Origin of the sequence: Phyllobacterium sp. SL163, assembly GCF_049896885.1 — a bacterium.
Classification (GTDB): domain Bacteria; phylum Pseudomonadota; class Alphaproteobacteria; order Rhizobiales; family Rhizobiaceae; genus Phyllobacterium; species Phyllobacterium calauticae.
Genome location: NZ_JAFCVE010000001.1, coordinates 667,326 through 691,682, shown reverse-complemented (window position 1 = coordinate 691,682; position 24,357 = coordinate 667,326). Strand labels below are relative to the sequence as shown.

19 protein-coding genes are annotated in these 24,357 nt (G+C 56.4%); 4 read left to right on the top strand and 15 right to left on the bottom strand.

The features are described 5' to 3' along the window. Nucleotides 1–23: 23 nt before the first annotated feature. Nucleotides 24–914 (top strand): methyltransferase domain-containing protein, encoded by an 891-nt coding sequence (locus ACP7B1_RS03450; protein ID WP_346308198.1) that lies wholly within the window; start codon nt 24–26, stop codon nt 912–914. 9 nt (nt 915–923) lie between these two features. Here ACP7B1_RS03450 and ACP7B1_RS03445 read toward each other — a convergent pair whose 3' ends face one another. From ACP7B1_RS03445 to ACP7B1_RS03425, 5 genes are all read right to left on the bottom strand, one after another. Continuing rightward, complete coding sequence (locus tag ACP7B1_RS03445; protein ID WP_346308199.1) at nt 924–1,244, bottom strand: hypothetical protein; 321 nt, start codon at nt 1,242–1,244, stop codon at nt 924–926. Between the two features lie 114 nt (nt 1,245–1,358). Beyond that, nucleotides 1,359–1,775, bottom strand: coding sequence for a (deoxy)nucleoside triphosphate pyrophosphohydrolase (locus tag ACP7B1_RS03440; RefSeq protein ID WP_346308200.1), 417 nt, complete (start codon nt 1,773–1,775; stop codon nt 1,359–1,361). After that, nucleotides 1,772–2,524 carry a GNAT family N-acetyltransferase gene (locus ACP7B1_RS03435; RefSeq protein WP_346308201.1) on the bottom strand — a complete coding sequence of 251 codons (753 nt, stop codon included), beginning with the start codon at nt 2,522–2,524 and terminating at the stop codon, nt 1,772–1,774. Before ACP7B1_RS03435 ends, ACP7B1_RS03440 begins: the two co-directional genes overlap by 4 nt. Before the next feature lie 20 nt (nt 2,525–2,544). After that, entirely contained in the window at nt 2,545–3,786 is a 1,242-nt protein-coding gene (argJ, locus tag ACP7B1_RS03430) for a bifunctional glutamate N-acetyltransferase/amino-acid acetyltransferase ArgJ (RefSeq protein WP_346308202.1), read from the bottom strand. Nucleotides 3,787–3,885: 99 nt separating this feature from the next. Continuing rightward, nucleotides 3,886–4,806, bottom strand: a complete 921-nt coding sequence (locus tag ACP7B1_RS03425) for a peptidylprolyl isomerase (protein WP_374042751.1) — start codon at nt 4,804–4,806, stop codon at nt 3,886–3,888. Nucleotides 4,807–5,073: 267 nt separating this feature from the next. Between ACP7B1_RS03425 and secA the strand changes: the two genes are divergently transcribed. From secA to bspF, 3 genes are all read left to right on the top strand, one after another. After that, on the top strand, nt 5,074–7,791 hold the full coding sequence (gene secA, locus ACP7B1_RS03420) for a preprotein translocase subunit SecA (RefSeq protein ID WP_346308203.1): 2,718 nt from the start codon (nt 5,074–5,076) through the stop codon (nt 7,789–7,791). Nucleotides 7,792–7,927: 136 nt separating this feature from the next. After that, nucleotides 7,928–9,340, top strand: coding sequence for a lipopolysaccharide biosynthesis protein (locus tag ACP7B1_RS03415; protein ID WP_346308204.1), 1,413 nt, complete (start codon nt 7,928–7,930; stop codon nt 9,338–9,340). After that, the gene (bspF, locus tag ACP7B1_RS03410; protein WP_223613524.1) at nt 9,340–10,623 is read left to right on the top strand and encodes a type IV secretion system effector crotonyl transferase BspF; all 1,284 of its coding nucleotides are present in this window, start codon (nt 9,340–9,342) and stop codon (nt 10,621–10,623) included. The genes ACP7B1_RS03415 and bspF overlap by 1 nt, the downstream gene beginning before the upstream one ends. An 18-nt stretch (nt 10,624–10,641) precedes the next feature. On the opposite strand, the gene ACP7B1_RS03405 is transcribed toward bspF, so the two are convergent. The 10 genes from ACP7B1_RS03405 to ACP7B1_RS03360 form a co-directional block, all read right to left on the bottom strand. Further along, nucleotides 10,642–10,995, bottom strand: a complete 354-nt coding sequence (locus ACP7B1_RS03405; protein WP_105734556.1) for a CAP-Gly domain protein — start codon at nt 10,993–10,995, stop codon at nt 10,642–10,644. A 51-nt stretch (nt 10,996–11,046) separates the two neighbouring features. Further along, complete coding sequence (locus ACP7B1_RS03400; protein ID WP_346308205.1) at nt 11,047–11,283, bottom strand: BrnA antitoxin family protein; 237 nt, start codon at nt 11,281–11,283, stop codon at nt 11,047–11,049. Between the two features lie 32 nt (nt 11,284–11,315). Continuing rightward, nucleotides 11,316–12,569, bottom strand: a complete 1,254-nt coding sequence (locus tag ACP7B1_RS03395) for an adenylate/guanylate cyclase domain-containing protein (protein ID WP_346308206.1) — start codon at nt 12,567–12,569, stop codon at nt 11,316–11,318. A gap of 196 nt (nt 12,570–12,765) precedes the next feature. Continuing rightward, nucleotides 12,766–13,455, bottom strand: a complete 690-nt coding sequence (locus tag ACP7B1_RS03390) for an alpha/beta hydrolase (protein ID WP_346308207.1) — start codon at nt 13,453–13,455, stop codon at nt 12,766–12,768. A gap of 2,405 nt (nt 13,456–15,860) precedes the next feature. Continuing rightward, nucleotides 15,861–16,328, bottom strand: coding sequence for a ribonuclease HI (rnhA, locus tag ACP7B1_RS03385; protein ID WP_229490870.1), 468 nt, complete (start codon nt 16,326–16,328; stop codon nt 15,861–15,863). A gap of 133 nt (nt 16,329–16,461) precedes the next feature. Beyond that, nucleotides 16,462–20,181: a glycoside hydrolase family protein gene (locus tag ACP7B1_RS03380; RefSeq protein WP_229490868.1), complete on the bottom strand. Its 3,720-nt coding sequence runs from the start codon at nt 20,179–20,181 to the stop codon at nt 16,462–16,464. 785 nt (nt 20,182–20,966) lie between these two features. Then, nucleotides 20,967–21,683 carry a hypothetical protein gene (locus tag ACP7B1_RS03375; protein WP_229490866.1) on the bottom strand — a complete coding sequence of 239 codons (717 nt, stop codon included), beginning with the start codon at nt 21,681–21,683 and terminating at the stop codon, nt 20,967–20,969. Nucleotides 21,684–22,132: 449 nt separating this feature from the next. Next, nucleotides 22,133–22,687 carry a recombinase family protein gene (locus tag ACP7B1_RS03370; RefSeq protein WP_229490864.1) on the bottom strand — a complete coding sequence of 185 codons (555 nt, stop codon included), beginning with the start codon at nt 22,685–22,687 and terminating at the stop codon, nt 22,133–22,135. A 664-nt stretch (nt 22,688–23,351) separates the two neighbouring features. After that, on the bottom strand, nt 23,352–23,774 hold the full coding sequence (locus tag ACP7B1_RS03365; RefSeq protein WP_229490863.1) for a BRO-N domain-containing protein: 423 nt from the start codon (nt 23,772–23,774) through the stop codon (nt 23,352–23,354). Beyond that, a complete protein-coding gene (locus ACP7B1_RS03360; protein ID WP_346308208.1) occupies nt 23,771–24,325 on the bottom strand; it encodes a BRO-N domain-containing protein in 555 nt (184 codons plus the stop codon). Before ACP7B1_RS03360 ends, ACP7B1_RS03365 begins: the two co-directional genes overlap by 4 nt. Nucleotides 24,326–24,357: the final 32 nt, after the last annotated feature.

Genomic DNA, 24,357 nt, shown 5'->3' with positions numbered 1-24,357 from the left:
TACATTGATCAGAGAAATTCGGAATGGATCAGCACAGGATCTTCGATCGGAATTTGCTTCGGCAAAGGCGCCTGCGCGCGCTTCGCCAGCACGGGATGACGGGCGACTTCCTGCTTGCCCGTGCCGCCGATGATCTGGAAGAGCGCCTGTCCGCGGTCGAGCGCAGTTTTGACATCGCCGTCGATCTTGCCAGCCACACCGGACTGGCAGCCAAGGCGATCGAACGTTCCGGCAAGGCCGGCAGCATCATCCGTATCGAACAGGATGCCCGCTTTCTCGATGCGGCGTTTCCCTCCGTCGTTGCCGATGAGGAAATGCTGCCCCTGAAACCGGCGGGTGCCGGACTGATCGTTTCGCTGTTGTCGCTGCACCTGACCAACGATACACCCGGCACGCTGCTGCAGATCAGGCGCGCGCTCAAGCCGGACGGCCTGTTCCTCGGCGCCATGGCCGGCGAGGCCACCCTATCGGAGCTGCGTGAGGTTCTGCTGGCCGCCGAAAGCGAAATCAGCGGCGGGGCGTCGCCGCGCGTCGCACCCTTTGCCGATGTACGCGATGTCGGCGGCCTGTTGCAGCGCGCGGGCTTTACCCTGCCGGTGACCGATATCGAAACCTACACCGTGCGCTACGATTCCCTGTTCGCACTCATGCGCGATCTGCGCGCTATGGGCATGCAGAACATTCTCTTCGGGCGGTCGCGCAAGCCGCTGACCCGCCGCTTCTTCTTGCGAGCGGCTGAAATCTATGCGGAACGCTTCAGCGATCCGGATGGCCGGATCCGGGCAACGTTCTCATTTATCTGGATGTCCGGCTGGGCGGCGCATGAATCGCAGCAGAAGCCATTGAAACCCGGCTCAGCCAAGGCGTCGCTCGCCGATTTCCTCAAAGACGTCGAAACCCTGGAAAAGAAATAGCCGGCAGGCTCAGCAGTCGCCGCTTTTGCTGCCGTTGCTGTTGATGATGCAGACGGAATCGGGAGATTTCTGCAAAACGCTGCGACGGATCGTGTATTCGGACGGCGCCGCCTTCTTGATCGAGCCGGTCGACATCGTGTCGATGGATCGGCTCGACGCGTAGTCCACCACGGATTTCGACTTGCGGTCGGCAAGCGGTGCAACAACCAGTGCGAGTGCGATTGCAGCAGAACCGAATAAAAGGGTTATGCGCAAGATGCCAGTTCCCGCACCCAGGAATGTCCTGGTCTGCGCTGCAGCCTCGTCGAGATTGTCGAATTTATACCCCATGCACCACCTGGAAAAATTGATCCGTCCTTGATTAAAAGTCGCCCATTCGCGTGAAGGATCGATTAACGATTTGGGTTAATTTGACGGTGATGAAATCTTAACCACGATTTGCTGTCAGAGAAGGTCGATCAGGAACGGGATCAGCGGGATATCGGCAGGCGGCATCGGGTAATCGCGCATGTCTTTCGGCCGCACCCATTTCAGTGCCTGGCCTTCCATGGAGCGCGGAATACCCTCATAGCGGCGGCAGATGAACAGCGGCATCAGCAGATGGAATGTCTCATAGGTGAAACTGGCAAAGGTCAGCGGCGCCAGACATGCCGGCTTGACTGTGATTCCCAGTTCTTCCCGCAGTTCGCGGATCAGGCTTTCCTCCGGCGTTTCGCCGGGCTCCACCTTGCCGCCGGGAAACTCCCACAGGCCGGCCAGCGACTTGCCCTCTGGCCGCTGGGTCAGCAACACCCGCCCGTCGGCATCGACGAGCGCACACGCCGTTACAAGCAGGATGGGGTGTTTGGGTGCATCGCTCATGCGTCTGGCGCCTGCCGGTAGGCGTAACGATATGCCTCGGCAAAGCCGATCTTCTCATAAAGTGCAATGGCACCGGCGTTGTCGGCTTCCACCTGCAGCCAGCCCCGCTTGGCGCCATGCTGCGCGGCCCATTTGATGGCCGACTTGACGATCATCCGCCCATGCCCCCTGCGGCGGCTCGCCGCCAGCGTGCCGATGTTGAACAGTCCTGCCAGCAGACCATCCTGCACGCAGATCGCGGTCGAAACCGGCTCGCCGTCCTCTTCGACGACAAACAGGCCCTTGGCCGGACGAATGGCATTGATCACCTCAATCAGGCCGGGCTTGGCCGATGGATTTTCCTGCTGCACCGCAACCGCGGCATCGACGTACCGGCCGGTATCGCGCAGGGGAATCTGATCGATGGCATCGGACAGATCGATGTTTCCAAGATCCGCCACCATGACGAGGGACTCATCAAAGCGCGACCAGCCCGACGCATCGAGATAGGCATCCAGCACCGCGGGCGCGAGCGGCGACAGCCGAAACACCGGCGGACGGCCATAGGCGCGCAAACGTTGAACAGCGCGGGCAACACGCTGTTCCATATTGTCCGTGTCGCCCGGATCGAGCGGATTGACCGAGTTCAGGCGTTTGGACGGGTGGCATGCCGTCATGCGGATCGCCCAGCTGCCGTCGTAGTGAACCGACGCGGCTGGCCAGGCCCTGAACCCGACAGCCTCGATCTGCCGGATCTGGGCCAGCGGCATCGTGCTCCGATCCAAATCCATCAGCTGCGGTAATCGCCGTTGATCGTCACATATTCCTTGGTGAGGTCGCAGGTCCAGACCGTGGCCTTGCCCTTGCCGAGCCCGATATCAACCTTGACGGCAATATCCTCGTTTTTCATGTAGTCGGATGTCGCGGCTTCCGAATAGTCCGGATCGCGCTCGCCATGGCGGGCAACGCGGATATCGCCGAACCAGATGGCAAGACGGTCCCGGTCCGCCGGCTCGCCGGCCTTGCCGACCGCCATGACGATGCGGCCCCAATTGGCGTCTTCGCCGGCCGCTGCCGTCTTGACCAGCGGTGAATTGGCGATCGACAAAGCGATACGCTTGGCCGAACGCGAGGACGTCGCGCCCGTCACGGTGATCTCGAGCATCTTGCGCGCGCCCTCGCCGTCGCGCACGACCTGCAGGGCCAGGTTTTTCAACACGCGGTCGAGTGCCTTGGCAAAGGCTTTCAGGCGCTTGTCCTTTTCCTTCGTCACCGGTTCCGCCCCGCGTTCGGCAGCGGTGCCCGTTGCGAACAGCAGCAGTGTATCGGATGTGGAGGTGTCGCTGTCGACCGTCACGGAATTGAAGCTCTTGCCCACCGACTTGGACAGGAGTTTCTGCAGGATATCGGAGGCGATCGGCGCATCGGTGGCCACGAAGGACAGCATCGTTGCCATGTCGGGGGCGATCATGCCCGCACCCTTGGCAATACCGTTGATGGTCACCGGCACACCGCCAAGCAGGACGGTTTCGGTTGCAACTTTAGGGAATGTATCGGTTGTCATGATGGCACTGGCCGCGTCCTGCCAGCGTTCGGACGTGGCGCTCTTGGCCATATCCTCGAGCAGATGGCTGAACTTGCCGGCATCCAGCGGTTCGCCGATGACACCGGTGGAGGCGAGAAACACTTCGCCGGGCTTGCAGCCGATTGCCTTGGCGGCAGCGGCCGCCGTCGCCTTGGTCGACTCGCGGCCCTTCTTGCCGGTGAAGGCGTTGGCATTGCCGGAATTCACGACAACCGCGCGGGCCTTGCCGCCGCTCAGGCTGTCACGGCAGAAATCCACCGCCGCTGACGGGCATTTGGACCGGGTAAACACACCGGCCACCGCCACCGGCTTGTCGAATACGATCAGGAGAACGTCCGTTCGGCCCTTATATTTGATTCCCGCTTCAGCGGTCGCGATCCGGACGCCGCGAATTTCGGGCATGGCCGGGACATGTTTGGGAGCCAGGGGAGAGACAGACGTGGACATCGGTTACCTCGAAAAGGTGTTTGACAAGGTTCAGTGCGGTGGCATTTTCAAAGGGGTCAAGGCCCGGGACCGAAATCCCGGGCCAGGATATTCAGGATATTACTGTTCCTGGGCGTCCGTAGCGGCCTTCATGGCCTTTTCGGTTTCCGGATCGGTGTACTGGATCTTCAGGTCGGCGCGTTCCTTCTTGACCAGCTCGACATAGCGTTCACGGATGAGGATCGACTTCACCTGATCCTTGACCTGATCGAATGCCGGCGGCTGCTGCACGCGCTTGTCTTCCAGCTTGATGACGTGGAAGCCGAACTGTGTCTGGACCGGTTCCTTGGTGTATTTGCCGACATCAAGCGCCATTGCCGCCTTTTCGAATTCCGGGACCATCTGTCCGGCGGAGAAATAGCCGAGATCGCCGCCCTGTGCTGCCGATCCGTCGGTCGACTTTGCCTTGGCAACGTCTTCGAAGGAAGCGCCGCCGTCGAGCTGCTTGATGATCGCTTCGGCTTCTTCCTTGGTCTTGACCAGGATATGACGGGCGCGAACTTCGTTCTGCGGCGGCATTGCTGCCATTTCCTTGTCATAGCGGGCACGCACATCGGCGTCGGTGATCTTGTCGACAACCTGCTGCTTGAAGAAATCATTGTGCAGGGCACGATCCTTCAGGAACTGCATGCGTGCCTTGAATTCCGGCGTGGCATCCAGCTTCTCGGCTTCCGCCTTGGCGGCCAGGGCCTTGATGTCGATGATGGCGGCCAGAGCGGCCAAACGACGCTGCTCGTCCGGAAGACGGGCGAACTGCGGATCGAGATCGGCGGAAATCTGGTCGACGTCCTTGGAGGTGATCTTGTCGCCATTGATCGTGGCCAGCACCTTGTTCGGATCGGCCTTGACGGCATCCGCCTTGGCGGCATCCGGTTTTGCAGCACCGGCTTTACCGGCATCCTGGGCCATGGCCACGGAGGAAACACCGGTCAAAAACACAGCAGCAGTCATGAATGAAAGGGTTTTACGCAATTGGTTCATAGGTCAATTTCTCCTTAGGAGGACCGGTACGGGCTATGATTACGGCAGAATTTTGCCTTGACGAAGCGATCAACTGCGTGCTGCTTCAACATTGACATCATTCGAGCCCCCTCTTATCTGTCCATCGGCTTTGCGTCCAGATAGCTTGGCAACAGATAGGCTTATACATTTGACTCAGTGTCCGTATTGTATCAGGCATTCTCCATGCCGGGCTTCGGACCCTAAAAGCTAGGTTTTCCTAGCGAAACGAACAAGAGAGGACCAGGGATGGTCAGTTTCGGCGGCCTCGCCCGCAAGATTTTCGGCTCTTCCAATGAGCGCCGTGTCAAAGGCTTCAAGCCGCGCGTTGAACAGATCAATGCGCTCGAAGCCGAAATGTCGTCACTCACTGACGATGAATTGAAAGCAAAGACGGTGGAATTCCGTGCAAGCCTTGCCGGCGGAACCAAGCTTGACGATCTGCTCGTGCCGGCCTTTGCCGTTGTGCGTGAAGCGGCCAAGCGTGTTCTCGGCATGCGCCCCTTCGACGTGCAGCTCATCGGCGGCATGGTTCTGCACGGCGGCGGCATCTCGGAAATGCGCACCGGTGAAGGCAAGACGCTGGTTGCGACCCTGCCGGTCTACCTCAATGCGCTGGAAGGCAAGGGCGTTCACGTCGTCACGGTCAACGACTATCTCGCCAGCCGCGACGCGCAGTGGATGGGCCAGCTCTACAACTTCCTCGGGCTCAGCTACGGCATCATCGTGCATGGCCTCGATGACGAGGAGCGCAGCACCGCCTACGCTGCCGACATCACCTACGCCACCAACAACGAACTCGGCTTCGACTATCTGCGCGACAACATGAAATATGAGCGCGCGCAGATGGTGCAGCGCGGTCACAACTACGCGATCGTCGACGAAGTGGATTCGATTCTTGTCGATGAAGCCCGCACGCCGCTGATCATTTCCGGCCCGCTCGATGACCGCTCGGATTTCTACAATCTCATCGACACGTTCATTCTGCCGCTTGAACCGGCCGATTACGAAATCGACGAGAAGCAGAAGACCGCGATCTTCACCGAAGAAGGCACGGAAAAGCTGGAAAACCTTTTGAAGGCCGCCGGCCATCTGAAGGGCGAAGGTCTCTACGACATCGAGAACGTTGCCGTGGTCCATCACGTCAACAATGCCCTGCGCGCCCACAAGCTGTTCCAGCGCGACAAGGACTATATCGTCCGCAACGACGAAATCGTCATCATCGACGAGTTCACCGGCCGCATGATGCCGGGCCGCCGTTTCTCGGAAGGCTTGCACCAGGCACTGGAAGCCAAGGAACATGTGACGATCCAGCCGGAAAACCAGACCCTGGCCTCGATCACCTTCCAGAACTATTTCCGCATGTACAACAAGCTGGCCGGCATGACCGGTACGGCATCGACGGAAGCGGAAGAATTCGGCAATATTTACGGCCTGGAAGTCACGGAAATCCCGACCAACAATCCGGTCAAGCGCATTGACGAGGATGACGAGGTCTACCGGACGGTCGAGGAAAAATACAAGGCGATCGTTCGTGACATCCACGAAGCCCGCGCCAAGGGCCAGCCGGTTCTCGTCGGCACCACGTCGATCGAGAAATCGGAACAGCTGGCCGAGCGCCTGCGCAAGGAAGGCTTCAAGGACTTCCAGGTCCTGAACGCCCGCTATCACGAGCAGGAAGCCTATATCGTCGCCCAGGCCGGTGTCCCCGGCGCCATCACCATCGCCACCAACATGGCTGGCCGCGGTACCGACATTCAGCTCGGCGGCAATTTCGAGATGCGCGTCAAGCACGAGCTGGCGGATATGGCCGAGGGCGAAGAGCGCAAGTCCAAGGAAGCCGCCATCCGCGATGATATCGCCCGCCTCAAGGAGAAGGCGCTTGCCGCCGGCGGTCTCTACGTGCTGGCCACCGAGCGCCATGAAAGCCGCCGTATCGACAACCAGCTGCGCGGTCGTTCCGGCCGTCAGGGCGATCCGGGCCGGTCAAAGTTCTTCCTGTCGCTGCAGGACGATCTCATGCGCATTTTCGGTTCCGAGCGTATGGACGGCATGCTGCAGAAGCTGGGCCTGAAGGAAGACGAGGCCATCGTCCATCCCTGGATCAACAAGGCCCTGGAAAAGGCGCAGAAGAAGGTCGAAGCCCGCAACTTTGACATCCGCAAGAACCTGCTGAAATACGATGACGTGATGAATGATCAGCGCAAGGTGATCTTCGAACAGCGTCTCGAACTGATGGACGGCACGGATCTGAGCCAGACCACCGCGGAAATGCGCGAAGACGTGGTCGATGACCTGATCCAGCGCCATGCCCCGGAAGGCGCCTATGCCGAACAGTGGACCGTGAAGCAGCTGGATGAGGATGTCCGCACCATCCTCAATCTCGACCTGCCGATCACCGAGTGGGCGAACGAAGACAATATTGCCCCGGACGACCTGCGCGAACGGCTGTTTGAAGCCGTCGAAAAGGCTGCTGGCGACCGTGCCGAACGTTTTGGCCCGGAAATTATGGCCTATGTCGAGAAGTCGGTCATCCTGCAGACGATGGATGCGCTGTGGCGCGAACATCTGGTCAATCTCGACCACCTGCGCTCGGTCGTCGGCTTCCGCGGCTACGCGCAGCGCGATCCGCTCAACGAGTACAAGACCGAAGGTTTTGAACTCTTCCAGACGATGCTGACCAATCTTCGCCAGAACGTGACGACGCAGCTGATGCGCGTCGAGATCGTGCGCGAGGCTGCCGACGCGCCGTCGCCGGAACTGCCGCCCATGGAAGTCCATCATTTTGACGGCCTGACCGGCGAGGATGATTTCGGCGATACGGCCGTGCTCGAAGACCTGCGCGTCGTGAGCCCGGAGGAACGCGATCCGAACAATCCGAAGACCTGGGGCAAGATCGGCCGCAACGAGGCCTGCCCCTGCGGATCGGGTAAAAAATATAAGCATTGTCACGGCTCGTTCGCCTGACACACCCACGGAAGGCCGCGTTCAACGACGCGGCCTTTTGCTTTTTTCGAACCCGTTGCAACTGTCGGTCTGGCCGAACGTTTTTTAAACGTTTACGGACTATATCTCCTTGGAATGCCAACAGGTGGAGCTGCGCGTGCGATTTTCTGCGGTAACGACTGCAGACCGATTTTTACCGGAAAAGCTGTCACTGCGTCTTCGTCCCTGGTTATCACGCCTGGATCAGTTGCTTGACGGCTCGAACGAACACGCCGTTGCCCAGCGCGTCTCCCTGATTGCCTTCCTCGTCCGCGTGATCAGCGCCGGCATTGCCCTGATTTCCCAGGTGATCTTTGCCCGCTGGATGGGCCCGTTCGAATACGGCATCTTCGTTCTCGTATGGGTGACGGTCGTCATCCTCGGGAACCTGTCCTGCCTCGGCTTCCAAACCACCGTCATCCGCTTCGTGCCGGAATATCTGGAGCGCAGGCAATACGACCTTTTGCGCGGGATTTTGTTCACCAGCAAGACATTTGCGGTCAGTATGACCACCGGCATTGCGCTCGCCGGTGCCGTTCTCATCTACGCGTTGCGTGACCTGATCGAGACCTACTACATCGCGCCGTTCCTCGTCGGGCTGATATGCCTGCCCATGATTGCCCTCGGCGATACGCTTGATGGAACGGCGCGTTCGCGCTCATGGGTGCTGGTTGCCCTGACCCCGACCTATATCATCCGTCCCGTCCTCACCCTCGTAGTCATGAGCATCGCCCATATCAGCGGTCTGGCGCCGACGGCCATGACGGCTCTCGGCTCCGCCGTTATTGCGACCTACGTGACGTCGGTTCTGCAGTTCTTTGCCGTGCGCAAGCGCTTCGGCGGCGTCGTGCCGCCCGGGCCCCGCGCCATCCATTTCCGCGACTGGCTCGCCGTGTCCTTGCCGATCTTTCTGGTCGAGGGGTTCTTTTTTCTTTTGACCAATGCCGACGTCCTGATGGTCGGGCGCTACATGGATCCCGACAAGGTCGCCACCTATTATGCCACCGTCAAGCTGCTTGCCCTGGTGCATTTCGTCTACTTCTCGGTGAAGGCGGGCGCGGCCCAGCGCTACTCGGAGTTGATGCAGAATTTCGACCATACCCGGCTCGAACAGTTTGCCCGCGACACGGCGCGCTGGACGTTCTGGCCGTCGCTGGCCATGGCCATTGTCCTGCTGGTTCTGGGTGAGCCGTTGCTCTGGCTTTTCGGTGCACAGTTCACCGAAGGTTATCCGCTGCTGTTCATCATGGTGATCGGCGTGGTGGCGCGCGCTTCGGTCGGACCGGCCGAAAGTCTTTTGAACATGGCGGGAAAACAGAAAATCTGCGCCATCGTTTACGCGATTACCCTGGTCGTTAATATTTGCCTTAGCATTTTTATGATACCACGATACGGCCTTGCAGGCGCAGCCTGCGCCACGGCCGCCTCGATGGTGTTTGAAGCGCTTGTTCTGGCGTTGACCGTTTACAACCGTCTCAACATCACAATGTTTGTTTTCGCCGGCAGGAATCCTGCCAAGGAAGAGATCTGATGGCTGCAATACCGCTTCTCGAAGAATTGGCCGGCGGCCCGTCCTCGCAGATCATTTCGCAGCTGGCCGGCTTTGAATCGCGCGATGCGGCCAAGCAGATCGAGGAAACCCTGGGAAGCCGCGGCGTGCCGCGCAAATTGTCCGTCTATTCCGCTTCCGCCGGTTTCGATCTTTCGGAGGAGCTGGAACACCTCGCCTACCGGACCATCGAACCCAACGTCTTCTTCAATCCGCGTTTCCTGGCGCCTGCCATGCCCCGCCTCGATGACCGTCAGGTGCGGTTCATGGTCGTGCGCGACGAGAATGACGTGAAGAGCCGCCTGCGCTTCCTGATGCCCTATACGATCGAGCGTCCCGGCTTTACCTTTTCCGCATCGATCCTGCGGGCCTGGGCAACGCCGTTCGGGCCGCAGGGCACCCCGCTGATCGACCGCGACGACCCAGTCGGCGTCCTCAACGACCTCTTCGATATGCTTGCGCGCAAGCATCTCAAGTTTCCGGAAGTTCTGGTGCTGCCCGATCTTCTCCTCAATCGTCCCGTCGCCCAGCTTTTCCGTTCGGTCGCGCTTGACCGCAACCTGCCCACGACCACCATTGGCACTGTGGAGCGGCCATTTCTGGAAAGCACGCAGGAGGGCGACGCCTATCTGCGCGAAGCGCTGGGAACACGGCACGCCAAGGAATACAGGCGGTTGTGGCGGCGTCTGGCGGAGCAGGGCAAGCTGACCTACACGGTCAGCCGCACGGAAGACGATATCCGCGCACGGCTCGAGGATTTCCTCGCGGTGGAAGCCAGCGGCTGGAAAGGCCAGCGCGGCTCGGCCATGGCGGTCGACCGGTTCCGCGCGGCATTCGCCCGCGAAGCCGTCAACAATCTCGCGGGCCGCGATCTCGCCCGCATCCACACACTCGAGCTGGATGGCCGGACGATTGCCGTTCTGGTGGTCTTCGTCGAGGCCGGACAGGCGTGGACCTGGAAAACGGCCTATGATGAAAACCTTGCCGCCTATTCGCCCGGCGTTCTCCTGATGATCGAGATGCTGAAGAACCATCTGGACGATCCGAACATCGATCGCACCGATTCCTGCGCCGTTCCCGATCATCCCGTCGCATCCCGCCTGTTTCAGGAGCGCGAAAGCATCGGCACGCTGGTGATCGGCCTGACCCCGGCATCGGATCGCGCTGCCCGCCAGGCCGCCTCGCAGATCCATCTCTACCGGCGCACCCAGAACATTGCCCGTATCGTCCGCGAACGGTTGCGCGGACTGACCGGACGGAAATGATGCAGGCCTGCGTAAGGCCTATACCTTTTCCTTCTTTTTCACGGGCGCAGGCTTTTCCGGTTCGACCGGTGCATCCGGCTTGGGCGCCAGAAGTTTGCGTAGGGAACCGATCTTGTCCTTGACCAGCGGCCGGAAGCGCGTCGCGCGATAGGGCATGTCGGCCGCGCCATAGCCCTCCGGGCCATCATCATTGCCGCGATGGATTTCCTCGACCTTGATGCCGACAAACTCGCCATCGACATAGTGCTTGTACATGCCGACCCAGCGTACCGTGTAAATCTGGCCTTTGCGGATCAGTTGATCGATGCTGACATTCTTAAACTTGTCATCGATGCAAACGACCTTCTGGCCAATATAAAAGTCATTCATCATCTCACCTTGGCATATCCGGTTTGGCAGTTTGGCGCGTACCGCGTACCCGCTTCAGGTCTTCTTCTGAATGGCAGCCCGCAAGACATCATTGATGCGATCCTGCCATCCGGGCCCATCCGCCTGGAAATGTTCCAGCACGGCGCGATCGATCCGGATCGAAACGAGCTCCTTGGCATGGGGCACTGCCGGTGTCTCACGCACAGGGAGAACAATTTTCTTGGCAACCGGCTTGAACAGTGCTTCGGCGGCTGCCATCGGGTTTACCGGTCGGCGCGGGGGATTGGCCATGTGCATTCTCCTCGTTATGTCCAATCACCACATCAGGCTGGAATCTCTGCCACAGTAAGGCAATCACCGGAGAACGCAAAGACATCAATGGGTTCATCAAGCCCGCGGAGCGCATAGGAGCCCAGATTCTCCATGTTGCATTCGACCTCGGCCAAATCGACGAAGGCTTTCGACAGCAGAACCGGGCGTTTGACCTGCTTGGTCAGGCTTTCCAGGCGCGAGGCAATGTTCACGGCGGGTCCGATGACGGTAAAATCCAGCCGCTTGCGCGAGCCTATATTGCCGTACATGACATCCCCGACGTGAACGCCGATGCCGTAACCCAACGGCTTGCGCCCTTCCCTAACATGGTCGGCATTCAACGCGGTCATGGCCGCCTGCGCTTCGGCGATAGCATGCAGCAGATCGGTACAGGCCTTCGGATTGCTCAGCGGGAAGATGGCCAGCAGGCCATCGCCCATGAATTTGAGGATTTCCCCGCCATATTTTTCGATGGGCTCCGACATCGCATCGAAATAGCCATTGAGCAGCTCGATGACGTTGTCGCGGGGCCAGGCGTCCGAGATCGCGGTGAAATCGCGCAGGTCGCAGATCAGGATCGCTGCGCCCACGGTGACGCCGCTGCCGCGGGTGGTGGCACCGGCAAGAATCTGCTCGCTGGCATGCGGCCCGACATAGGTTTCGAGCAGCGTGCGGGCGAAGCGGTTCTTGAGCCGGATCTCGCTGACCAGCGCCAGAGCGGGAAGCAGGTCCGCCAGAACAGCCATATGATCATCGCCGAAGCCACCCGGCCGGTCCGTGGCGAAGGTCACCACATGCCGCTTGCCAAGGGTGTGCTCCAGCGGCCAGGCCACGTAGTCTGTCAGCCCCTCGGCGCGCAGTTCGCCCACCACCGAATATTCCTGCCCGGTGTCGCCGGCCTGGTCAAAGTGCAACCGGACTTCATCGGCTCCCTCGGAAATGTCGTTGAGCGGGCTGTTCAGATATTCGGCAGTCTGCTCGGCCCCATATTCGAATGTGCGGATTTCCGCCTCGGCGGCACCGCGCCTCCACAGGATGCGGGCGCCGCGCCATTGCGGGTGCTGTATCCTCAGATGCAGCGACATCCGGGCAACGGGCACGCCCGCATCCACGAGCCGTTCGCCCATCTCGACCAGGATATTGTCGATGAAGCGCTGATTGCGCGTCTCGATCATCAGCCAGTCGAGCAGTTCACTGCGTTGAGCCGGCCAGGTGCCGCCGCCCGTACCGGGCGAGGTCACTTTCAAATTCACCAAAGATTGCATTGCAATACCCCGTCATGATCACGTCTGCACACGACCTGGAATGACGACACCACGGCACGGCCGCCAGATCGGAACGCCAAGGCTTATGTGGTTGGTCCTTGCATCGATTATAAGGGGTTGCAAGCGCCGTGCATAGAATGCAAAAGCCTCCGCATTCCGACGGGGATGCGGAGGCTGGCACGCGCGACAGTTCAGTCTATTGATACGTTGCAGCCTCATCGATGAGCGCCGCGACCTCGACCGGCTTCGAGGCCAGCGATGCGTGGCTTGCCTTCAGCGTAATCACCTTCTTCGCCCCGAGACGGCCGGACATCCACGCCTGATTGGCGGGATGGATCATGTGGTCGTCACTCGAAATCTGGTACCAGCTGTGCTTCGACTTCCATGCCGGATTGGTGATTTCATCGCCGAAGGTGCTGGCGAGCGGCGCCTTCTGGGTTACACCCATCACCAGCCCCTCATCCGCCGTCAGGTCCTGGCAGAAGCTTTCGTGGAATTTGTCCTGCTTTACCCAGAGATAGCCGTCGCTGTCGGGTGCGAGATTGGCGGCGCCGAGCGGCGGATTCTTCTGGGTGATCCCGCCCGGACTCTCACCGGCATCAGGCGCAAAGGCGGCGATATAGACCAGGCCCGCCACTTTGGGATGGTTGCCGGCTTCCGTGATGACGGCCCCGCCATAGGAATGGCCCACCAGCAGCACCGGACCGCTTTCCTGCGCGATCATCTTGCGGGTGCGCTCGGCATCATCCGCCAGGGACGTCAATGGCAATTCAACGGCTTTCAGCGATGCATGGCCAAGCCGCTTCAATTCTACAATGACTTTGCTCCAGTGGGCGGCCCCACCCCAAAATCCATGCACGAGAATGATTGTCGGAGTCTGTGGCATCAGCGTTCTCCCTTGATTCAAAAAGCAATCAAAAATGGCACGCCGAGCCAAAGTTCAACGTCCGGTCGACGCCTGCGGACCTAACCATATTCCGCCGGGTGCAACAATTCCGTGACGTTTCACTTTGTATTTATGACGATGAAGCGGCGGGACGCAGACATGCCACGTCAGTGATTTTGGCTATGAGACTTATCGTCTGCTCCGGTCAATCTACAGAACCGGGCAGACGTATGGGCCATTTTTGAGAGATCAATACAGACAGGAGGAAATGGGCAGTGGCCGCAGTTTTGACGGCGACCACCATGATGGTGAGATACCCGTAACCAACGCTACCCATGATGTTCCCAGCCCCTGCACCAATGCTTGCCCCTGCAGAAGCTATTCGTCGTCTTTTTGTTTCGGTTGACACGTTAAGAACCGCTGCCAGCCCGCGCATTGTCATTATCTATCTACGCCATACCCAATTAAGAACGATACCGACGCAGCAGCCCACCAGGGCGCCTGCTGCGATGCCAATCATCAGATTATGAAAAATGAAAGATCCGCTTAGGCTGCCCACCAGTGCACCTACGCCCCCGCCAATTCCATTGATTATACGATTTTGTTTCTCGTTATCACTTTTCTCTGCGGGTGGTTCCTGCATGCAATATACTTCCATTGTCCTGGCTGCATCTTGCAACGGATGGATAATCGTTAGAACAACCATCGCCGGACTAATCAAACAATTTCACGTTTGCTCGACGCAACGATTATATTTATGAGATGTGAGGAGTGATTACTTTTTCATCATGTCAATTTGAAATATCATTGACAATGTAAAACAAATTGCGAGTGACATAAATGTTATTATAAGAATATCAACAACAGACACACTTGGATTCCAAATAAAAATACAAAGTACACATGTAGCTAAAAGTGAATTTAAAATCGATTTTACCGCATAATAAATATTGGAATAATGTGGTAAACTTTTAAAATACTGCAAATATAATCCAGACATAACACATAGAGGCAACATAATTATCTTAAATATTATCATTTGCCACGTACCGCCAAATAGCAATATTAACAAAATATAGCAAATAATACTCGCCACTTCACAAGCTATTCTTATGACGTTGAATTTCATATCAAGCCCGATAATTTCAATGAACTGAACCTTTCAACTAAAGCCGAAAGGCATTCAGCCACCTTTACCCATGCCCGCTGCAACAGCCGCTGCTGTTAAGGCGATGCCTGTTGCCACAGCTTTTGGCCAACCAACCAATACAGATGCTGCCGTTCCCGCAGCTACTCCTATTCCCGCAACACCCTCGCGTGGGCTGATACTATGTGTCCCTGGGTATGCGGTCGGAATTGGGCCGCCTTTAGTAGCACCACTGAACCCCGCTCTTGCACCATAAACACCTTGGCAGGTCGCGGCAGTGTCTTTTGTCGGTGATCCTCCAGGGCCGCAACCACCGTAAACAATTTCAATTTCAGCTTCGGTCAACGCGCGCATAAGAATACCTCTCCTTGTCATCGCCACAGCCGCATAAAAAAATATGAGGATGCAAGTCAAGATAACCACGGAAATCACAAGCTTTCTATGCGTACGACTACTTATGGACTGCTATCGAAATTCGTTTGCCGGCCCCATTGGATTTGGGAAAACAACCCTTGCTTGTGGGAAAGCAGATGCACAGCTTATGCTGGAGGAAAACGAGGCTTCCAAAAGCCCAACTCAAAAACGCGGTAAAAACAATGGGTGATTTTTGGGATGGTGCCCCCTGCCGGTCCAGATCGCATTAATCGAACCTATCCGGCAAGCGACGAAACTACCGCAATATCAATCTATTAGAGCAATCCGCCCGCTCTGTCTGTTCGTTGGTACAGTACCTCAAGCTGATAGAAATTAGTACCCCGTGGCTGGTCGTTATTTTGTTACGTCTGAGGAGCTAAGCCCTTGGCCCGACCAATCGCGAAACGTCGCAAAGGTTCTGCCGAACAGGCGAACCCGGAGGTATAGGTCATAGCGGCTAATCTCGATTTCAAAGCGAGCAGTCTTGAAGAGCATTTCTAAGTCCTTCCATGTGATTTTTAACTACGACTTACATACACAGGCGTCATGCGCTGATTTGCGCCAAGTCGTCAATAGTAATTTACACATGAGTTAATGTTATTTACTTGCGTTTCCGCAATTGTTACCAAAGTAGAACTATTGCAATAGCGCAAATATTCCGGAAGACAGAATAATAAATCTTCACCACACACAAGAAATAGCCTTGCGTCGTCGCCGGTAGTTAGGATAATATGCGGGAAGCTTCCAGCCTTTCGACCGGAAGCCCCCTTGTGCTAGAGGGTTTGAATAAGGGTCACGGTGATGCAGACCGTGGCCTTTTTCATTTTCCAGCGAAGCCCGCCACTTAAGGAGCGCTGTGCGCCGCCGCTTTGGCTAGTTTGTCGGCTACTTCGTTAAGCTCGTTTCCGTCATGCGCCCTAACCCATTGCCAATGAACGCGGCTGTCATTCAAAATATCCAGACGTTCCCATAGGTCCCAATTTGGTACTGGCTTTCCGTCTCGGTTCTTCCAGCCCTGACGCTTCCAGCCTTCGAGCCATTTGGTCATTCCATTCGCGAGGTACGAACTGTCAGTGCGGATGATGACGGGGAGTTCCTTGTTTTTGATGGCCTCCAAAGCTGCGATGGCTGCACTCAACTCCATGCGGTTATTCGTGGTATCAGGAACGTGGCCTGAGAGTTCCTTCTGGTTCAATTGCAGACTGCCGTCCATGGATTGCAGGACGACGGCCCAACCACCCGGACCGGGATTGCCGATACAGGAACCGTCGGTATGGACGAGGATATACCGCCCCGTTAATTCAATGCTCATGTGTACTATTTCTCTCCCCTTGGGGTGTAGGGGCGCGTTCAGCGGGAAGGATGATATAATTCCCCATCTCACTGCAAACGGCGCTGTATGACTCTAGGAATGGCAGGGCTCTTAAGCCCCACCATAGATTTGATTATTGGAAGATTTCAGTTTGCTTGCGGCGGTCACTCGGGGTCCGCTCTGAAAAGCCCGAGAAACTAGCGTTGAATAGCTGAAGGTAGCCGAAGGCATTGTTGAAAGGCATAAGCTTATTGAGAGAACGAAGCTCTTGCTGCGATGGGTTGCCCGCAACAATACCACGGGCGGCACCTGCGGCCATACCAATGTCGTCAACAAAGCCTTTGGTTGGGTTGCCTAACCACAAGTCTGACGCCTGACCAGATGTACGGGAATAGGAGAATAGAGGCTTGTATCCCATAGGCGTGATCGCGGTATCGACCAGCATAGGAACAACCGACGACACGCCAACCTTTGAGAAGGCCGCTAGGGCAATCTTATCGGGGGACAAGCGATCCTTGAGGTACTTATCGGCGTCCGAACGTCCAACAGCGTTGATGCGGGTCTGCACTTCATAAACACCCGCCGCCACGGCCATACCAATAGCGGCATTGATCATGACTTCAGGGTCATGCATATACAGGCCCTTCAGGGTGTGCTTCACGTAGGAAGCTGCCATGAATGAGCGGAATTGAATAAGCGTCTTGCCGAGCGGCGTACCCATCCACATAGCCATGTTGCCAATGTCGTTCTTCTGAATGACCTCGTTTGCCTTGCGATGGACAGCGCGGCGGAAAGCTTCAGAGGCTTCCTTGTCCTGCCAATTATCGAGATTAAGGCCGGTCACCTTCTTACCGTCCATGGAAACATTATCGACGTTCTTAAGTTCGACCTTAACCCGAGTGAACATTTCCGGGGACAACCCCATGTCTGCTAAACGCTTCTCGGAAAAGCTTGCGCGACCTGCGGCGGCATTAGCAAATTTCTGGACGATTGCCTTGTAGGCCCAACGGCGCGACATGGTGTCGATACCGTGCATGCCCGACATCATGTTTGTGATCCGTGCGCCCTTATCCAAGATGCCGTTAAGCTTCTGGTAGCGAGCCTCGAACGTCTGACCCCTCGACGCCTTAATGGCATCTAATGCGGCGTCGTGTCGTTCTTCAGCGGTGCGTGTCCAATGATCCAAACCGTGACCGAAGACAGCCTCTAGGTCATCCCCAAAGCCATCCTTAAGGTGCATGACACCGTCACGCCCAACGATGCGACGGAACCCCGGCATTTGCTGCATGGTCGCCGTAAGTCCGGCACTGCCCACGTTGTTCGCAAGTTCCGGTATCTGTGCGAGACCCACTTGGTTCATAACGCGAATGAAGTTGAACTTCTGGACTACCCGGAGAAACTTACCGAAGCCATTGCTTGACATATCATGCTGATACGTCCCCTTGATCATTTCGTAGGCGTAGTTAAGTCGCTTGGCGTCCATGGCGATCTGTGCCTCTGTCTGACCACTGTTTGCACCCTTCTTAGCAAGGTCCCTCAGCAATCCAGCCCATTCAGCATTAGACGTCACGCCGTTTACAATCGTCTCACCGGTGGCCGGATTGATGATGTGCATACGCGCCAAGGCGATGTTGCCCGCCGCGCGGTTGGTGTACTTGTTGTTGAGGTGTTCAATGTCCGTGTTGAGCAAGTCCTTGAGGGTCAAGTCTCGATCCCATTCAACACCCGTATCGCGGACCTTAGGCCGGTAGGGTAGCTTATAATCAACGTCAATAAGCGCACGGGTCTTGAACGGCGTTGGGTTACCGGCGTCGTCTTTAGCGGCCTTCTGCTTCTTAAATGCTGCGAAGAACGCCTTACTGTCTTCCTCAGAGATACCGTGATGTTCAACCAGTGCCTTCAGGGCGTCCTCAACGTCGGCACCCGATACGCGGGCTATGAAGTCGTTCTTATCGATACCAGCACCACGCCCGGACAGCGTCTTGAGCATACCGGCAGAGATACGGTCCAACGTGGCCTCGTCCGCGTTAAGGTTGGCCTTGCGCAATCCACCCTTCAGGGTCAGCCGGACGGCGTCTTCCTCTAGGTGTTCATTGAGCAGATTGACCTTCACCGTGTCCCATTCGTGTGGGACATAGTTCTTGTTCTCAGGCGTAAGGTCTGCACCCTGTACAGGACGGGCTTCGCCACCTTCGCGGACCCTCGCGTTCTTTTGCAGCTTAAGCTCACTTGCGCGGACCGTGGCAAAGGCATCACCGGCCTTCCGTACCTCTTCAGGATAGAAGTCATTGCGGTTGATGCGGCGGTCTTCAATGTAGCTAAATACACGACTATTGAAGTCGTCTTTAGTGCCACCCGCGTCAATGAACTGCTTGCGCATGGGCTGATAGGTCCGATGGAAAGCCGCCATGTGTTCGCTTTCGAGGAGCAGCTTGTCCTCAGATGCCGCCATACCGTTGATTGCGCCACCAACCTTACCGGTGCCGTCCTGAACGAGACCGCCCATAACTGCACGAGTACCGGGGTTGATTGAGGCGTCACCACGGGCAGACAAGTCACCACGAACGGCCCGGAAGGCTGTAGTGGGGATGTCGCCATGTTCAAGGGCGTTCAAGGCGTCATGGTCAATGTAGAACTTACCATCACCCTTATAGGCTGCACCCATGGAGCCACGGGGAACATAAGCAACACCTTCATGTTCTGCGATTATCTGGTGACCGATGTCCTGTAGACCTTGGCCCTCTCTAGCTGTCGCGGGGTTGGACTTGAGGCGACCTACGACCGCACCAAGGCCCATGCCAACAACCGTTCCCATCAGAAGGTCTTCCTGAGTTGAGTTGGGGTTGAAACCATAGTTTACCGCCGACTGTGCGAGACCTGCGGCACCACCGGCGAGGGCGGCACTCAATACACGACCAACCTTGTAGCCATACTTCCCTAGGATGACCTCAGGGGCTACGGCTGCTGTTGCGCCGTCAATGGCGATGTTAACGGGGTCCAAAGCCTGAGTAGCGAAGTCCAAGACAATACCCTTGAGACCTGCTTGAGCAAGCCGTTCCATACGGTCGCGGTCGGCCTGTGCGTACTGGATTTGACGCATATAACCGGCCTCTGAAGTGGAACTGCCAAGGAACTTAGCATAGCGTTCCGGGTCGAGATTAGCGGCCTTCAGGTCAGCCTCTAGCTTCTGTACGTTCGGCTTCTGCCAATTGGGGTCATCGGCAAGAGGGCTAGAGCGTAGGATGTTCGCCGTAGGGCTGTTCTGCTGCCAAGCGTCGATAGCGGTATCAACCCAACCGGGGCCTTCCTCAGGCGTAACCCTAGGAGTACCGGCGACGGCTGCGGTCGGCGTAAGGGGGACTTCGGTGCTTGCGGTGTAGGTATAGTCGGCACCGGTTCCACCAGCACCACGAACGATGTCGGCTTCCTTCTGACGACGGCCAGAGTTGATACCGTCGTTATGACCCTTGACACCTTCAAGACCCTGCGCGATGCCTTCAATGTCACCGGCCTGTGCTGCACGGACGATTGCCGGGACCTTCGACAGGGAACCATAGTTGTACGCGGTGGACGTTAGCGCCGCCTGTACATTGCCGGGGAGGGCGTTCCACTTATCAGCGCCGATAGTGTCAGACGCGCCTTTAGCAAAATCGGCCGCCCGTCTGGCAAGGTCCCGCTCGCTGTCGTCACGGTTGACAACGCTTTCACGGGAGATTGGCTGTACTGTGCCATCTGCTAGGGTTGTCGTATCGGAACCGTAACCGGCGCGGAAGTGATTGACATCCCAATAGGCCTTATCTGAATAACCTTCGAAACCCTTAATGACGTCTAGGGCTGATTTAGTTTCGCTCATGCTATTCCTTATGTTCCTGGGCAATGCTGCGCTCGTTAAATCTGGTCGCCTTACGCTTTGTAGTAAGCTTGTCATGGTAGCCGGGAGGCGTCAGACGTTCGATCCTGCGGCCTGCCCGCTGCTCCCATAGTTTCCGAAGTTTCCACGTGTAACGACACTTGTCGGCGTAAGGTGCGTCGTGGGGAGGTGTTTCCGGTAATGCTGCCAGCGGCACGCCTATCCTTAGACACTCAACGAACCAGTTAGGCTGTGTTCTGCGGACCGTCGCGTCTATGTGCGAGCGGGTGTCGGTTCTCATTGTTTTAATTCTCCTTTCAAATAGAAAAGGCCCGAATTGCTTCGAGCCAATGATTGCTTGATGCGTTTATCTTTAGGTGGAACGGTAGTGGCCCTTAGCCAATCCGGGGACCGGCACACTAAGGTAAGACTACCGCCAATGTTGGTAGGTCTGAATTATTGAGACCCCAATTCTGTACGGGCGCAGCCCTTGACCATGGCCAGACCAAAGGGGCCTTCGCCCGTTGCGACACAAAGGGTTACGGTTCCCCGAAGGACGTTGTTTGGCTGATCGTTTAGATGACCTTACAAAGGGGGTCCCCTTTCAGGGCTAGTCCCCTTGACCATGGTCCCGCCATAGAAACATTCGATCCACCGTAGGCAACCTAAGAAATGGATTGAGGTTCGCGAATGAAGCTATGGTTCCCCGAAGGACATTGTTCTGGCTGGTTGTCAGGCAAACCATGGTGTAACGCTCGTTATATATGGGCAAGGACAGAAAGTGGTACTCAGGCCATTTCCCTGAGCTTCTTATAATTCCGATATACGGTCATCTTAGGAAGCCCGGTCTTCTCGATGATGGCAACCGGAGTTACAGCGGGGTCCAACTTGAGCAATCCCTCGATGATGTCGGCGGCTTTAGTTGGGGGCTTGGGTTCTGTCTGCCGATCTACAAGACTGACAATTTCTTCAATCCACTTCATTCCGGACGCGGTTAGGATATCGCAGTCATGCCCCGTAACCGTAGGGACCCGACAGCCATATCTCATCTTCACCGCCCATTCGGACAACCGCAGGGTCTCTTCATACTTCGGCTTGGATTGCGCAGACTGCCCCCACATTTCAGGGGAACCGTTACAGAAGGCGATTACAGCGGGGACCATTTTCACTCTGATTTCCGAATGGAGCACGCCAAGTTCCGCAAGGATTGCTCTGGTTTCCCGTGGGCCTTTTCCAAGCTTCGTTGCAAATTTCGAGATGGTCAGGGACTTGCCAGAAGCGAATAAATATTCAGGAACAACCGTGATTTCTCCGGTTGCGCGATTGAGCACTTCGGTTCCCGGACGGGCAGTCCAGTAGTGCGATATGGTCTTATACTGATGCCGCTCCGGGTAGCCTTGGTAACAATATGCCGGTTTCTCTTGCGGCTCCACGGTCCTTGCTAAAGTGACGTGGGCGGTGTTTAGGTCGCGGAAGGTAGCCCTTTCCGATGGCTGTGCAGTCAAACGGCATTGTCCTCCTAAGTTGTTGATGGGCGGTCTTGCTCACGTCCCTGCGGAACCGATAGCGAAACACGAACTTCAAACGACCGAAGACATGAACCAATCGGATTAGCCCGTAACTCGGCTGAACGATCTAGAAAGGCTCACCTCAGCGCTCGACCATCGTTCCACCGGGAGGCAACGGCAGTTCTGACGGGAGCGCTAAGGTCAACATTTCAAAAAATGATGATGCTAGGGGGCGACCTAACGCCCGCTATTGTCCGCAACGGTCGGCTACGGTCCTGCGAAAGGAACGATTGCGAGATATAAAGCTAGGCGACAACCTAACGCCCACTTGAGCCCACAGTGGTTGGCTACGGTTCCATAAAGTGGTGACGGTGGGTATCAGCGGAGCGGAGATAAATGGGGCGGTCTGATGTGTCAGGCTAGGACGGCACCTAATCTAATACTACTCACTGTTCGGGCTGCAAGGCTCTATATACCGAGGCTTTCGACATACCAGTCTGTACCATGATGTCCTTGATCAAAACGCCTTGACCTCTCAGCGCCTTAATCTGCCCTATGGTGTCATCGGTCATCTTTGGGTAACGGCCCAACTGCTTTCCGTCCTTCCGGGCCTTGGCGATCCCGTCCGCTTGTCTCTCCTTACGGATGTTGTTCTCGAACTCCGCAACGCTGGCCAATATCTGCAAGGTAAGCTTACCGGTGGGCGTGGTCGTGTCGATGCTCTGATCCAGAACTTTAAATTCCACGCCTTTCGCGGCCAGTTCATCAATGATGTTGAGCAAGTCGCGTGTCGATCTGGCCAGACGGTCAATCTTCGTGACAACGAAAGTATCACCTTCGCGGCAATATTCGATAGCCTTAGCTAGCTCTGGTCTATCACGGTCAACTCCCGAGACCTTCTCTTGGAACACCTTGCTCGGGTTCAGTGCCTCTAGCTTCTCAAGCTGCACGTCCAGCGATTGTCCCGTAGACGATACACGGGCATAGGCTACCAAAGTCATCTCGCATGTCTCCAAGGTCTTAGTATTTGTGAGAACACACTTATGAGACATAGATGAGACACAGTCAATAATGGCTCTCAACAAAAAGTCTCAGAGGTATACATTTCGAGACATAAAGCAGGTTCCTGCGATATCATCGCCCCTTTTCTGGTCTCAAGACTTATGAGAAGATCAAGTATAAAGTAACGTGAACGTGAACCACCCACTGTACGCGGGTCCATGCGCAATAACGTCGAGAACATAGTGAAATAAATTTCAATTATCGCGAGGCAAAAAATGAATATATTCAGAATTATAACATTCACCTCGCTTGCATTAATATTGAGTTCTTGTGCTTCTCAAACCACACCGGAGACTAAAGCTAGACAAGACTTAACCCTTAAAGCTTGGTTGGACTGCATAAGCAAGGCCGTAAAAACCTATGATGACGGGACGACAAATCCGCTTGTAGTAGCAACGGTTATTCAACCATCGTGCTCTCAAGAGAAACGCGCCTCAATGAGTACCGTTGAGCCTGCCCTCACGTATGAGCAGCATTTGCGATTTGAACAGCGTATGGAGCAGACATACATTCGAAGCACGGCAGAAATCGTGCTTGCTAACCGAAAGAAAACGTAAATCGACAAGGCGTTCCACAAGATATCCTCGTGCCACCCCATCCGTATTAACAGGGTGTGGAAGCGTCGGTTTCATCAAGGAACACCAACGCGCTAGCAAATTCAAACATTTCGCCAGTGGCAACCTTCTCCTCACCTAGGATGTAACCGCCGTCCTTACGGATGGCCGGGAGGACTACGCGGGTGACCCAATCTTGGAAGGGCGCAGCGTTCGGCTTTCTTGATCGCAAGATTAGCTTGTAGAGGCCGCTTTCTGAAACTGTGTTTAGCCGCTGGTTTCCACCAAGGGTCTCAGTTGAACTTAGTCCCTTCTCATCCGAACTTAGGGGCTGTATCGCCACCGTGGTATTTGTCATACCGAGAACCTTACAAACGTCAGCCGCGACGAACCAAGGAACACCCTTGATATCGACTACACGGATTTGAGAGGTATTGAATTTGAAGATGCTGACAGGGCTACGCGTTGTCATGCTAATTTACCCTTGCGGTTGATATCGTTGTTGCGGAACCATTGCAGCGAGGCCTCGACAGCATGGCGGTTCAAGTGTCCGGCGAGCGTCGTACAGGCGGGCTTACCGGTGAGGTCGTAGAGAACGGTTGTCCTGCGATCCCCGTTGTGGTTGTGACCGTGGCGTATGGTCAGCAAATGCGTGACTGAAGTGGTCAAGAGAATGGCCTTGCCGGGGTTCGTACCTAGTATGACAGTCCACACACGGCTCGCTAACCCTAAATCTGATTTAGCCGTCTCTGACCCTGAATTTGAGTTAGGGTTTCCGCCAAGGGTGTTAGTTTCAGTAATACCCTTTTCATCCGTGCGAAGCTGTTTGATCTGGTAGGTGCCACGAACTGTCTCAAAAGAACTGAGGCATTTCTCGTCATGACCTAAAGGCCTCAGCGCCATTGTTGGGTTGGCCATGCCGAGGACCTTACAAACATAAGTAGCTACGAACCAAGGTTCACCCTTGATATCCACTGCGCGGATTTGAGATGTGTTGAATTTGAAGATGTTGGCGGCGCTCATGCGGCCACCCCAGCGCCGGACCCCTCGTCAGC